Raw genomic sequence first — 14,863 nt, forward strand, 5'->3', positions numbered from 1 at the left:
AAATGAAATTTATTCCTGTTAAGGTGGAAGAACGGCTTATGGCATGCGGTATAATTGACTTAGATTGTCCGGGCCATACTCAAACAAGTTGAATAGATTTATTATTCCTGAAAAACAACATTATAAATGAAACGTAAAGAAAACTTTGTAATACAAAATATTGGAGATGAGCACATCCTCGTTCCAACTGCTATGGAGGTTGTTAACTTGAATGGAATACTTGTACTGAACAATACTGCGAAATTTTTGTGGGAAGAGCTTTCTACAGAGAAATCCTCAGAACAGCTAATCGAAGCATTAATAGAAAAATTTGATGTTGATGAAGAAAAAGCTTCAAAAGATTTGAATAATTTCATTTGCGATTTAAAAGGTAAAGGAATGTTAATTGATTGAGCTTTTTACCCTCTGATAATACAACCCTGAACCAACTCCTTTCAAAAGCTGCGGAAAAACGCCAGCCCGTTTCAGGTACTTTTGAACTTACAAGCCGTTGCAATCTTTCGTGTATAATGTGCTATATAGCCGAGTCTGCTTGCAATAAATCCGTTAAAGATAATGAGCTGTCTGCGAAGGAATGGGTGGAAATCACAGGTCAGGCATCAAAAAGCGGTATGGTGTTTCTGCTTCTTACCGGCGGGGAAATTTTCCTTAGGAATGATTTCTTTGATATTTATGAACCGATAAGAAAAATGGGGCTGGTTCTTACATTGTTTACAAATGGGACTCTTATTACTAATTTAGTCGCAAAGAAACTTGCTAAGCTTCCTCCAAACAAAGTTGAGATTACTCTCTACGGTGCTACGGCAAAGACTTATGAATCTGTTACGGGATCAGCAAAGGGATTTGAACTTTGCTGCAATGGTATCGAGAATCTGCTTTCTGCAGGAATAAAGCCTGTAATAAAGACTACTATTACGCGTCAGAATTTGCATGAATACGAAGATATTAAGAAGATGGCAAAAAAATGGGGACTGCCATTTGTTTCGGCATGGCTTTTAACCAGAAGAGTTGATGGTAAATATTCGCGATTAGAGGAATCGCAGCTTTTACCCGAAGATATTTTTATTCTGGAATCTGCAGACAAGGAAGCAAATGAAAAATGGAGAAAAATTGCACAAGAAAAATCCTCAGAGTCACGTAGTGAAATATTTTATTGCCTGGCCGGAAAATCATCATTCATGATAAACTCATCAGGCAAAATGAATGTGTGTGGGGACCTTCCGCTTCCTGCTGCAAAAGTATTGAGCATAGGTTTCAATGCAGCATGGGAGGAAGTTAAAAATTATGTTGCTGCCGCAACGAATAAAACATCTTCATGTTCAACTTGCAGCGCAAAGGAATACTGTAACACCTGTCCCGCAAGGTCATATCTTGAAACAAAAAACTTAGACGAACCCGTACCTTATCTCTGCAATATCTCATTCAAACGAAAAGAAATTTATGAGTCAAAGCAATAAGTTGTATTTTGAAATCACCGGTCTGACGATTAAATTAGTTACCGAAATCCCGTTAGAAAAAATTAATTTGTCTGAAAGGATATTGTCTTTCTGCGTTTCCGATAAGAATCAGGAAGCAGATGTGACGCTTTATATAAAAGATCAATTTGAATTACCCTCTACGCTCGGAGATTTAATCTACGACCCGGGAGATATCTGGAAAATGTACAGGAATGGGAATATTTTTAATGCTGTTGTAAGCTATGACAGTAAAGAACCGATGGGAATAGTTTCGACGGCGGGTGACTGGAAAAATATTACAGTATATTTAAACCGCAGCAATAATAAACAAAGCGGCTTGCTGAATACGGCAGGTTTTGAGCTTATAATACGTGCAGCAATTCAGTTCAATAGGGGTTCAATATTTCATTCTTCAGGATTGGATGATAACGGAAAGGGAATACTTTTTGTCGGGCATGCGGGCGAGGGGAAAAGCACTCAAAGCAGACTCTGGATGAGCTTTGAAGGCACGATGATATTTAATGAAGACAGGAATGCCGTCAGAATAATAGATGATGATGTATTTTGTTACGGAACGCCCTGGGGTGGTACTGCTAATATTGCTAAAAACCATAAAGTACCTCTTTCGGTTATTTTAATGATTGAAAAATCGGAGGAAAACCGTATTGAGCGAATGCCGGTATCCGAAGCAGTGCCAAAACTCATTGCAAGGTCTTTTTTCCCTTACTGGGATGAGAACCTTTCAAATCTTGCCATATCGAACATAACATCAATAGCAGCAAAAGTTCCTGTCTATAAATTATCATGTAAGCCGACTCCCGAAGTTGTGGAATTAGTAAGGTCTGTTTTATGATTGTATCACTTGAACATCTTATTCCCGTAATACGGAAATCGCTTTCAGAAGGCAAACCGGTTAGGTTCACTTCAACGGGAAGCAGCATGGCGCCTTTCATATACAATGGTGATGAGATAGAACTCTTGCCTATAAATGAGAAATTAAAGAGATGCGATATTATTCTTCTTGAAAAAGATACTAATAAATATGTGCTGCATAGAATAGTAAAAATAGATGGGGAAAAAGCATTTCTCAGGGGTGATGCACAGAGTAAAGCAGAAGGACCATTTAAAAAGCAGAAAGCAATAGGCATTGCAGGGATTTCATACAGGAAAGGAAGAAGGAGAGACCACACAAAAGGGTACTGGAGTTTTGCAGGAAAAGTATGGGTAAGATTCTTTCCGATAACGCTTTTTGAGTATTTGGTGTACAAATCTTTGAGGAGATTAGCAGGGATTATGCTGAGAAAGCTTGGAATATTGCGGGAGAATGGTATTTCGTAACACTACCCCGAAATAAATTAACAATAAAATTGTTTACTATTTTGATTTATAATTACTTAATTTAAATTTTTCTTATCCGGTCCTATCCATTTCGTTACGCGCCTTCTGTGATAATAACCCGTCTCTAACTTCTTGTGTATAATTGCTCTTCTTAGCGCTGCTATCCGTAAAAATGTTGCACTAAAAACTAACTTTTACAAATAAAATATTTCTTTTAATTTCTTTGCAGCTATTGCATCCTATGCGAACGCTGCGTTAAAATTCTTTTCCTCTTTCGTGTTTGATGTTTGTTCTCCGCGTATTCTGTGTATAAATTCTTTTTTAATGTTTATCATTATTCTGCTTGCAGACCTTGCTGTGTTTAGTTCTCAAGGGGGATATTCGCTTATGAATTAAAATTCACATTGAAAATCGGTATATTGCATCCTTTAATATATTCAGGGTAAAAAGGTTTGAAAATAAAATATTCTCTCGCTGCATTTTTCATATTATGGTCGATTGTATCAAATGCACAAAATGATTTGTATTATTCCACGATTAATACCGGGAGTTCCGGTTTTGTAACTGACTTAAAAACACGCGTCAGAAGTCCTTATACTAAGATTTCTTATGATAATTTTGATGAGACAAATATTGCACACTATGCATCATTCCTCGTGAGCGGCAGCACAAGAGGTGTAATATGCGTTTACAGCGGTCATCTTTATACATACACAGGTACTTTTTCATGGGATATTTTTAGCCGTGAGCATACATGGTGCCATAGCTGGATGCCTTCATACAGCAGCGAAAGTACTAACGAATATGCAGACCAGCATCACCTTTTCCCGACACATCAGAATAATGCAAACGGAAGAAGAAGCAATCATCCTTTCGGAATTGTAACATCCTCAACTTACACATATCTTGACGGAAAACTCGGTACGAATGCCTCTGGTGAAACCGTCTATGAACCGCGTAATTCACATAAAGGAGATGCCGCAAGAGCGTTGCTTTATATGTGTATAAGATATGATGGGTTAAACGGACACACATGGAATTTTAACTGGCTGAATAATACAAGGCTGCCGTCACTTTCGGAGGCACCTCAAAGTCTGGCAACATTGCTCCTGTGGCATCAGCAGGACCCTCCGGATAAATGGGAAGTCGAAAGAAACAATTACATAGAAAGCATACAGAGAAACAGAAACCCATTAATCGACCACCCCGAATATGTAAATTATATTAATTTTAATGATTTATCAAAAGTAAGCCCAACCTATGCGGCAGAGCCGGAAAACTATCTTACAAATCTGGCAACATCAGTTACTAATAATTCAATCACGCTTACATGGTCTGATGCAGCATCAGGGAGTCAGGCACCCTCAGGATATCTTATTGAGGCATTTAATAAAAATGATTATTTCATCCCGATTGACGGCGTTGAATTTACCGGAGATAATACTCTTGATAGCATTGCTTATGTTAACGTTCCTTATAGCGATGATGACACTTATACTTTCACGGGATTGGTTACAAGCACTACGTATTATTTCAGGGTGTATTCTTACAACGGCGATAGTTCACTTAGAAATTATAAAATTACCGGAACCGTTCCAAGCGTAAATGCGACAACTGGTACCGTAACATTAGCAGATGAACCGACAAATCATGTTACAAATATTGGTACGACAAATGTTACAACAAATACAATAACATTAACATGGACTGATGCACTGGCAGGAACTCAGGCACCGTCAGGATATTTAATTATTGCGAATAACAATAATTCTTTTTCAACACCGAATGATGGGACTGCTTACACTGACGATGCTAATCTTTTGGACGGTAGTGCGGTATTAAACATTCTTCCCGGAACACAGCAATATGCCTTTTCATCTTTGAACTCCTCGACAACGTATTATTTCAGAATTTATTCCTACAACGGTTCGGGAAGTGCAATTAACTATAAAACTGACGGAATTGTACCGAATATAAATCAAGCAACATCAACACCGTCGTATGCAAGTGAACCTTCTAATTATATTACAAATCTTGCTTCATCAAATGTAACCTCAAACTCTTTGACGATTTCATGGACTGATGCCGTTCCCGGAGCGGTACAGCCCGCAGGATATCTTTTACTTGCTAACAATACAAATATTTTTAATCCACCCGTTGACGGAACGACATATTCTGATGACCCCGCTTTATCGGAAGGCAGTGCTGTGCTAAATTTAACTTACGGCACAACTCAGTATTCATTCACGTCATTAACATCATATTCACACTATTATTTTAGAGTTTATTCTTACAACGGTTCCGGTTCCTCGATTAATTATAAGACTGACGGAAGCGTTCCTTCTCTGGATGTTTTAACACTTAGCAGCGGAGCGGGCGGTATTGTTCTGATCGATAATTTTAACAGGGCTAACAGCAATACGCTGGGTAATCCGTCTTCATCTCCGTTATTGACATGGGGGCAAACGGGAACTGCAACGGGTTCTATAAGTATAACTGATAATCAATTAAAAATGGGAAGTTCTACTGCCGGGAGAGATGTGGCTTTAGTTGACTTATCAGCAATTAACGGGTATCCTGAAATATTAAATACATCAACTATAGAAATGCAGTGGGCATTTAATATGAGGCAGACCAGAACAGACCCTTCGGGATTTGATGCAAATAATTACGGAATTGCTTTCATTTTAGCATCAAGTTCATTTGATTATAAAACTTCAAGCGGATATGCGGTAGTAATCGGTCAGTCCGGTTCTACGGATCCAATCAGACTTGTTCATTTTTCAAACGGACTGGATTTGAATTCTAATATTACAAACATTATATCCGGAGGTGACTACGGTAACGATTATTTAAGTGTAAGGGTGAAATATGTGTCTTCTTCCAATGAGTGGACTTTATATACCGAAAGTAATTCATCCGCATTCCCCCGGCCAAACCCAACTCTTACTTCAACACAAATAGGTGTCGCAACTGTTAATAGTACACATACGGGAATCTCATTGCCTTATATGGGAATGTTATGGAATCACAGTACAGGTGGTTCTGAGTTCTCAAATTTTGATGATGTCTTTATAACTGATCCTGAAAGTGCATTACCCGTAACACTTTCCTCCTTAAATTCTTTTGTTTTCAACAGAAACATAAAGCTGAACTGGGTGACGGAGAGTGAGATAAACAATGCGGGATTTGAAGTGGAAAGAGCAGAAGTCAGAAGTCAGAATATGGAATATAGAGCGATTGGATTCGTAAACGGAAACGGCACGAAGAATACGCCTACGAACTACAGCTTTGAAGATAAAAACCTGAATTCGGGTAAGTATAAGTACCGACTGAAACAGTTAGATGTGAACGGGAATTATGAATACTTTGAACTTAACGGTGAGGTTGAAATTGGAGTACCAAAGAAGTTTGACCTGAGTCAGAACTATCCTAACCCGTTCAATCCAGTTACGAAGATTAACTTTGATTTGCCGGTTGACAGCAGGATTTCGATTGTTATTTATGATGTTGCAGGACGAGAAGTCAAAAGAATACTGAATAATGAGTTTAAAAAAGCCGGATATTATACTGCCGATTTTAGTGCCGCTATGCTTTCAAGCGGAGTTTATTTCTATGTTTTGAATACTGAGAATTTCAGGGCGGCGAAGAAAATGGTGATTTTGAAATAGCCGGCGTAGGGAAAAATCAAAAAACAAATAGAAGAGTTTTGAAAACGCAAACTTGCGTTAAGTAATTTTCTAATAATCTCATAAAATTTCATATAGAGTTCATATGGATTTCATATAGAGTTCATATGGATTTCATATAGAGTTCATATAGAATTCATATGGATTTCATATAGAAAGCATATAGCTCTCGTATATTCCTAAGATACCCCGCATATGACCACTGTCTTCATAATCTAAACAAATATCTGTATTTTTGAAACAAATAGTGTAATTTTTAAGTATTATTAATATTACTACACTTAATATAATATTTTATGAAAAGAATAATACTTCTACTGGTGGTGCTTGCAATAAGCAGCTCTGTCTTTTGCCAGCATAAACGCGGCAGATATTACGACGATTACAGTTACAAATTTTTTAATATAGAAAAACCAACGTTTGAGCTTTCATACGGTATGACAAATATTATGCTTGACGGTTATCAGCAGGGATTTGATAAAGCAGGTTTTATAGATTTTAAAATCGGATTTTCAACAAGGAAATCTAAAAGATTTTATGAGAATAAACTGAAGAAGTATGATTTTGTGTACCTGGATGTCGGAAATTATTCTACGTCTCTAAGTCCTGAAAGTCATTCCGCGGATAAGATAAAATCAAACAACTGGCGTTTCGGGTTTGGAAGTAAGACGGGGTATATTATAAGAGCGGGTAAGGTTGGGATTTTACCTTATTCATCGAGGGCGCTTATGTGGACAAATTCAAACTGGACGGGAATTAATTCTACCGTGTCTCCAATTGAAGACGATAAGCTGCTCGTATTCGGAGACAGGTTCAGGTTCGGCGGTAATTATGAAAGCGGAATAAGCGTTCAGGTAATACCGCTTCTTACTCTGGATATTAATTACGAAAGACTTAATGTGTATCCGCGTACTATGTTCTGGGCGCAGTCTGGAAGTATGGTTCTGCAGGAAATCGGCTCGGGGATGATTGATTATTTTGTACACAGGGTATTAAGGAACAAACCGATTGCGGGCTCAATAGTAAATTTTATTCTTAAGAGTGCATATTATTACGGTTTCAGCGAATTAAAATCAAAGAACATGGACTGGCCGTTTGGAGGTGAAGCTTCCTTGAATTACAGTACGTTTAAGTTTGGCGTCGGGTTTACGTTTTAATTTAAAAATATGTAAATAAATAAAAAGGGTGCCGGTTTTCCTGCACCCTTTTTTATTATTTTTAAATGCTCTGTCTCTTCTACAACTAACAACTATTTTATAAGTATCATTTTCTTTACGTCAACAAATCCTTCTGCTTCAAGCCTGTAGTAATAAACACCCGTCGATAAATTCGTACCGCTAAAGTCAATCGTATAATAACCTGCTTCTTTGTTACCGTTGACAAGATTTGCTATTTCCTTACCAAGCATGTCATATACTTTCAAGGTTACAAATGAATTTCTCGGTATTGCAAAATTTATTTTTGTTACAGGATTAAATGGATTTGGATAATTCTGTGACAATGAAAAAACATTTGGTAAACCTGTCTGGTTGTTTCCAAGGTTCGTTGATGTATTTATGCCCAAACATACATTAGGACGGTTTGATGCCGTTGATGTTCCCGTCATTGTGCATCCTGAGGTTCCGTCGAGATGGTGGTGAACCACTGTTCCGGTCTGAGGGGTACCTGCTACTGTCGTGTTTGCCGACCATGTTGAATTATCAAAGCAGATTTCTATTAATAGGTTTCCTGTTCCGTTCCAGTAATAAGGAGTTGTCAGATAATTGTACTGCAGTCCCGTTCCCGGAGGTGTGAATGAAGATGATGTATAAACCTCCGTCCATCCTGTACTTGTCCATGTCGAGATTGTTGATGCTGATATTGTTTGCATCTTTATTGAAAAGTTACTCATCGCAGGCGAGCCGATTGTTAAATACGTAAATCCAAGTTTATTTATGAAACCTGCCGAGCCGCCGTTTGCGACTATTTCTGAAGCATTAAATAGCATTTGAGTTCTTGAATCTTCATACAGTGTGTAGAATGGATAGCTCGTTGAAGAAGAGCCTGTTCCAATGCATGAATAGTTTAAGCTTTCTATCATGTATGAAAACGTAGTCGTTGGTGCCGTGCTTCCCGGAGGATTTAGTCCTCTGCCTCCCGCAGGATACGTGCAAATGAAACTGCCTGCTGAATCCTGTGCGGCAAAGTAATAATTAACTACCGTACCGAGTGTTGTTTGTGCAGGGAGAGTAAACTTGAATGTATCAAGATTGTAATAATTGTAATTAACTGATGAATAAGAACCATTATTCACTTTGTAATAAAGTCTCGGGGCGTTGTTTGTGTTCATCGCAACCTTGCTCTTTGATTTTATAACGAGAGTCGCTGTTCTTTCTGTCATATAATTGCCGCTCGCAAGCTGTGTATGGTAGAAATCCATTTTCACATTGTTTGAAAATGAAACGAGTGCTGCAATTGCAGTCCTGACAAGGTTCCTGAAAAACGGTAAGTTAAGCGAACTGTATTTATCGTTTACCGTATGGTAATACGGTGTAAAATCGCTGTTGTCTTCAATGTTCATAAACCCTTTATATCCTCGCGTCCAAAAAGAAGCGTGATCGCTGTTTGCAGTAGTGTTTATCTTCTTAATTGGAACAAGTGTAGGAAGATAAGTCCTCATCGCTGAGATGTAATCGTTCGCAAAATTCTCTGATGCTGAGTTTGATACAACTTCATTCTTGCCGTCGTTGTTGCCATCGTATGCTATCATGTCAAGGTTTATGTTGCACAATATTGAATCACCTTTAAAGTAAGCTGAATCAACGTATGCCTCACTTCCGTAAAGACCGCGCTCTTCCTCATCCCAGAGTGCAAATACGACTGTGTATTCTGTCGGGAAACCTGCTAATATACGTGCTGCTTCAAGCACTCCAACCGTACCCGATGCGTTGTCATCCGCTCCCGGAGCTAAACTTCCGGAGGGCATATCATCGTAATGACCGCCAATTATATAATACTGGTTTGGATATTTTGTACCGAGCTTTGTTGCCAGCACGTTTATATTAGTGGCGCTGTTGTACTGATACCTTGGTGTGTATCCGTAAGACTGCAGCAGTTCGAAAATGTATTGTGCAGCTTTTGGATTGTGGACACTGTTATAGTGTCTGGATGCAATCGTATAAACCGACCCGCCGATAAAACATGTTGTATCGCCGCATAGCTGACGGTCAATCAATCCAACACTTTGCGTGGTGATGAGATTTATTAAAGAATCAATTTTTGGACTGTATCCAATTTGTGCATTTGCTGTTAGAGTTATAAGTGTAATTAATAACACTGATAATAGGGGAAAACGTAATGATTTCATATTTTTTAATTATTTTATATCTAGTAAAATAGCTCTAAAATTCCAATTTTAAAAGTAAAATACTAATCCAAAAATCAACCGGTTTCTTTGCGTTTGTTTCCGAAAGCTTGACTGTTTCAGTCAGAAATGCCAAATAAAAAGCCGCTAAACGCTTAATAATGATATTTCATGGGAACAAATCACAAATATTAAAGTTTATATCCCAATAACCGCAATAACTGTAACTTTTTGCAATTATCAGGTGTTCTTAGATTAAATCTGAATTTATTTTATTAAATTAAAACAATAACTATGAAAAAAATCACGTTTCTGTTCTTACTTCTTTCTGCTTTCTTTGCTTTAAACACAAGCGTTAAAGCTCAGTCGTATTTCACTTATGACGGCAGTGAATTTTCCGTACTTTTAACCTGCGATAATGAAAACACCTACGTTACTGCAGTGCAGTTTTCTTCAGACGGTAAATGGATAGACTTTTCTATTTTGGATTACACCGATCTTGAAGGTGTTTCCGGCGGTGGATTTGCATACACTTGCCAGGATGGAAAGGGAGTAAAGTTTCTCATCGATTATTACCGCACGCAGGATTACATAAAAGTAATGAACCTTGATACAGGGAAAGAATGGACACTCTACAGAAGGTCAGAATAAATCTTTCCGTGTGTTTTTTAAAGGGCTTATTCATCAGGATTAAGCCTTTTTTTATTCCAGAAGGGAAACATTTAGAGGTATAAAACGTTATATTCTTATATGGGATTATCTCAAAGAATAATATTTTTTACTGTTGTCTTTTCCGTTTTATTTTTACTTCAGATTGTTGTTTATAAAACATTCCGGAAATATCTGTTAAGGAAAAATCTGGACTTAAAGACCGTTAACTATGTGTCAAGAACACCGTTTTTGTTATTTAATTTTCCTTATGTAATTCAGATTCTGAAGTCGTTCGATTTGTTCCTGCCTCCTGAATGGATGGATGTAGTCATAATAAAGCCATTCTTTGTGTTTCAGTCTGCTACTTTTTTCATAGGACTTTTTCTGATTGCTGGAAAGATTATAAAACTTCCGTTTGTAATAGGTGACTTACTGCTTAAAAGAATTAATTTTATAAAAGATAAATATCTTAATTTTAGGAATAAAAAGAAGATAGTTAAGTTTGACGAATCAAGAAGGAAGTTTATTACAGCTTCAACAGCTATCGTTAGCGGATATGCGTTTATCGGTGCGGGTGTCGGAACGATACAAAATCATATTTATGAGATTGAGCACAAGACAATCGCAATTAAGGGTCTTCCCGTTGAACAAAAAGGCACGACTGCTGTTTTGATTAGTGATATACACAGCGGTCCGTACATGGATTATGAGCAGATGAAAGAATACGTTGATGTTGTGAATGATTTAAATCCTGATATGATTCTTATTCCCGGTGACTTAACTAACTCTCAGAAAAACGAAGCCTCGCCTTTCGCAAAAGCATTCAGAAACCTGAAAGCAAAATACGGCGTATATGCTACATTAGGAAATCATGATTACTTTAGTGATGATAATTACATCAACGATGTTGTTAAGAATGAAACAGGAATCAGAATGCTGAGGAACGAAGCACTACTTCTAAATATAAACGGCAAGCCTTTCAGCATTATGGGTACTGAGGATACACGCGACAGCGGCGGCAGGTCGAATCCTTTAGTCGCAAAGTATATTACTCAGACGGTTAACCTTGCAAATGAACAGTTTAAACAAAATAACATTGATTCGAAAACCGTTCCGAAAATATTGTTAACTCATAAACCTTATCTCTTTGATGATGTGTCCGACCTGAACTTTGACCTTATGCTGAGCGGTCATACTCACGGCGGACAGGTTGTGTTCTTTAAATTCGGTGATTTGAGCCTTTCGTTTGCATCAGCAGCGCACAAATATATAAGCGGTTTGTATGAAAATAACGGTAAGTATCTTTATGTCTCGCGTGGTATAGGTACTGTAGGTCTGCCGATCAGGTTTAATTGTCCTCCCGAAATAACAAAATTCACTTTTGTTTAAAATGAAAGTTGGTAAAGTGTCATCCCCGAATGCTTCTATCGGGGATCTAATACTATAATACTAATCAAAGTATCCCGTTCTTGTTCTTCCTCCTCCAGAACAAATAAAACGGTATCCCTATTAATACAAGCGATAAACCTATTCCCGAGTCTCTCGGATTTTCTATGATTGTTACCGCAACGAGTGCCACGCAAAAAAGCACAAATATAAACGGCAGAATCGGATATCCGGGTACTTTATATACTCTTTCTTCATCTTTCATCTTTTTCCGTAAAACAAACACGCCGAATGCTCCTGCACCGTAAAATATAAAGCTCGCAAATATCAGCATATCTGTAAGCTGGTCGAATGTTCCTGAAAGTACTAAAAGACTTGCCCAAAATCCCTGTATTATCAGAGACAAATGCGGAGTGCGGTACTTGCTGTGATGCGACCCTGCTGACTTGAAAAACAAATTGTCCTTTGCCATCGCAAAATAAATTCTCGATGATGCGAGTATCGTCCCGTTAGTAGTGCCGAATGTTGAGACCATAATCAGCACTGAAATAAACACAGCTCCTCCGTAACCAAGAAATTTTCTCATCATCTCAATTGCTATTATGCTGTGCTCATTGTTCGTTATCTTGATTATTTCGTCAACAGGCAGTACGTAAAGAAATGCAGCATTGATTGCAAGATAAACAAGTATAACAAGCGCCACCCCGCCGAATAATGAAATCGGAATGTTCCGCTTCGGATTCTTTACCTCTCCGCCAAGATATCCTATGTTGTTCCATCCGTCATAAGCCCAGAATGCGGCAAGCATTGCCGCAAACATAGCTCCGAATAACCCGAGCGGGGAACTGTACTTAAATCCGTCTGCTTCAAATACAGGCGTAAGATTTTCTGCTGAACCTCCGCTTATTGTAAATCCAAGTATAATAATGAGAATAATTCCTAATACTTTTAAAGCCGTAAAGATGTTCGTTATCGTTCCGCCTATTACTACTCCGAAATAATTTGCACTCGTTAAAAAAATTATTGTTAATATCGTTAGTCCTTTTACGCCAATGCTCTGCAGTGGATTGAATATTCCAAATAACGTAAACTGTTCATACACCTCTGGAAGCCTCGGTAACAGTATAACAGCATTTACCGATTCGGCAAACACGTATGCAATCGACGCAATTGATGCGGATTGTATCACAGAAAAGCAGCTCCAGCCGTATAAAAATGCAAAAGCATTCCCGTACATCCTTTTGAAGTAAACATACTGGCCTCCGGGTTCTGCGATAAGCCCTGCAATCTCTGCATTCGTCGCAGCGCCTATCATCGTTATTATTCCGGGAATAAGCCAGCAGAGAAGTATAAGGCCCGGCGAGCCGAGCTCTACTGACATGGGTGCGATTTTCTTGAAGATTCCCGAACCTATCATCGAGCTTATTACAATCATCAGCGATGTAAAAAGCCCTAACCGCGTAAGTAATCCGCTGTGATGAGTCTCGATAATCTTCAATAATCCGCTTTTAATTCATAAATTAGTTCAGTAAAAATAATTCATGAACATAACAAATGCAAACTAATTATGTTTTATCTCTGCTAATATTATAAAAAATCCCCGCTCTTATGGAGCGAGGATTTATTCTATAATTCTAATTTATACTTATCTTATCAGCATCATTCTCTTCGTCTCTGTATATCCGCCTGCTCTCATTCTGTAAAAATATATTCCGCTCGAAAGTCCTTCTCCATTAAAAGTCGTCTCATATATCCCCGGCTGTAATCTCTCGTTCACAAGCGTCTGTACCTCACGCCCCATTACGTCATACACAACCAATGTAACCATATCAGTCCCGAATGTTCCTGTCGGAGATCTCATCACTTCAAACCTTATCTTCGTCGAAGGATTAAACGGATTCGGATAATTCTGCCCCAGCGAATATGAAGAGGGTATTTCCGTGCTGATATTCTGAACTGAAACTCCGCCGTTTGTAGTTTTCCAAATTTTATCACCGCCACCACAAGCAAAACCCGTATTTGAGTTTATAAATTTGATTGTGTTTGCATATCCGTTTAAATTGGTTTGTAAATTCCAGTTACCTCCTGTATTGGTTGTTTTGTAAATTCTTCCTGCATAATCAGATATTCTAATCATCGAAATGTATCCTGTGTTTGCATCCGTAAAATATACGGAAGAATAATAATTAGTATCAGATGACGATAATAAAAAATCAGACCAGTTTTCTCCTGCATTCGTTGTTTTTATCATAGTAAAATTTCCGCAAACAAATCCTGTGTTTTCATTTATAAAACAAACTGCATTACAATCGTGGTTGTATGGATAAATGTCAGTCCATGAAGTACCTCCGTTTGTCGATTTATAAATAACATAATCACCACTTGCGTAAACAGTGCTTGCGTCAATGTACTGTATAAAGTCCATATGGTAAATGGAATTATTTACCTTTATCCAATTTGCACCGCCATTTGTGGTTTTAAAAGTAGGACCTCTGTCAGTATTACTTGTATTGTCGCCGCAGGTTAAACCTGTACTTTGATTTATAAAACGAATACATTCTAATCCATCATCTGTAAGGGATTGAGATGACCAACTTATACCGCCATTAGTTGTTGAATATACAAATCCTCCGCTGCTGCAGGCAAAACCCGTATTTACATTCACAAAATGAATACTTTTAACCCAATCGGAATTTAAAGATGTTGTATAAACAGTTGTCCAGGATGTTCCTCCGGTAGTAGTTTTCAGTATTATACCTTTCCCGCCTCCCTCTCCGGCTGCGAAGCCTGTATTAGCATCAACAAATGAAATGTCATGTATATCACTCGTCCCGCTTGGACTGATAGTAATCCATTGTGCATTCAAAGTAACTGCAAATGCTAAAACCACCATTGTGTAAATAAATTTTTTCATAATGTTTAATGTTTAATTGTTTGAAAAAATAATCTCACGAAATTAGAGAAACGAGATTAATTTTATTCGTTATGCTTGTTAATTA

Annotated in this window: 11 protein-coding genes; 8 read left to right on the forward strand and 3 right to left on the reverse strand. The window is 37.9% G+C overall.

The window, feature by feature from the left end:
* Positions 1–126: 126 nt before the first annotated feature.
* The 6 genes from WC644_07970 (at position 127) to WC644_07995 (ending at position 7,641) form a co-directional block, all read left to right on the forward strand.
* The gene (locus tag WC644_07970) at positions 127–393 is read left to right on the forward strand and encodes a PqqD family protein (GenBank protein ID MFA5011881.1); all 267 of its coding nucleotides are present in this window, start codon (positions 127–129) and stop codon (positions 391–393) included.
* Complete coding sequence (locus WC644_07975) at positions 390–1,457, forward strand: radical SAM protein (protein ID MFA5011882.1); 1,068 nt, start codon at positions 390–392, stop codon at positions 1,455–1,457. Before WC644_07970 ends, WC644_07975 begins: the two co-directional genes overlap by 4 nt.
* Positions 1,441–2,310: a hypothetical protein gene (locus tag WC644_07980; GenBank protein MFA5011883.1), complete on the forward strand. Its 870-nt coding sequence runs from the start codon at positions 1,441–1,443 to the stop codon at positions 2,308–2,310. Before WC644_07975 ends, WC644_07980 begins: the two co-directional genes overlap by 17 nt.
* A complete protein-coding gene (locus WC644_07985) occupies positions 2,307–2,795 on the forward strand; it encodes a S24/S26 family peptidase (protein ID MFA5011884.1) in 489 nt (162 codons plus the stop codon). The genes WC644_07980 and WC644_07985 overlap by 4 nt, the downstream gene beginning before the upstream one ends.
* Positions 2,796–3,247: 452 nt before the next feature.
* Positions 3,248–6,466, forward strand: a complete 3,219-nt coding sequence (locus WC644_07990) for an endonuclease (protein ID MFA5011885.1) — start codon at positions 3,248–3,250, stop codon at positions 6,464–6,466.
* A gap of 314 nt (positions 6,467–6,780) precedes the next feature.
* Positions 6,781–7,641 carry a hypothetical protein gene (locus WC644_07995; protein ID MFA5011886.1) on the forward strand — a complete coding sequence of 287 codons (861 nt, stop codon included), beginning with the start codon at positions 6,781–6,783 and terminating at the stop codon, positions 7,639–7,641.
* 92 nt (positions 7,642–7,733) lie between these two features.
* Here WC644_07995 and WC644_08000 read toward each other — a convergent pair whose 3' ends face one another.
* Positions 7,734–9,830: a M28 family peptidase gene (locus WC644_08000; protein ID MFA5011887.1), complete on the reverse strand. Its 2,097-nt coding sequence runs from the start codon at positions 9,828–9,830 to the stop codon at positions 7,734–7,736.
* A 291-nt stretch (positions 9,831–10,121) separates the two neighbouring features.
* Here WC644_08000 and WC644_08005 point away from each other — a divergent pair, with 291 nt between their 5' ends.
* Together WC644_08005 and WC644_08010 are read left to right on the forward strand one after the other, a co-directional pair.
* Positions 10,122–10,478 (forward strand): hypothetical protein, encoded by a 357-nt coding sequence (locus WC644_08005; GenBank protein MFA5011888.1) that lies wholly within the window; start codon positions 10,122–10,124, stop codon positions 10,476–10,478.
* A gap of 99 nt (positions 10,479–10,577) precedes the next feature.
* A complete protein-coding gene (locus tag WC644_08010) occupies positions 10,578–11,867 on the forward strand; it encodes a metallophosphoesterase (protein MFA5011889.1) in 1,290 nt (429 codons plus the stop codon).
* 64 nt (positions 11,868–11,931) lie between these two features.
* Here the strand turns inward: WC644_08010 and WC644_08015 are convergent, their stop codons facing one another.
* Complete coding sequence (locus WC644_08015) at positions 11,932–13,362, reverse strand: amino acid permease (GenBank protein ID MFA5011890.1); 1,431 nt, start codon at positions 13,360–13,362, stop codon at positions 11,932–11,934.
* Positions 13,363–13,509: 147 nt separating this feature from the next.
* The gene (locus tag WC644_08020) at positions 13,510–14,778 is read right to left on the reverse strand and encodes a YCF48-related protein (protein ID MFA5011891.1); all 1,269 of its coding nucleotides are present in this window, start codon (positions 14,776–14,778) and stop codon (positions 13,510–13,512) included.
* Positions 14,779–14,863: the final 85 nt, after the last annotated feature.

The sequence above is a fragment of the Ignavibacteria bacterium genome (genome assembly GCA_041649015.1).
GTDB lineage: Bacteria > Bacteroidota > Ignavibacteria > Tepidaquicellales > Tepidaquicellaceae > CAIKZJ01.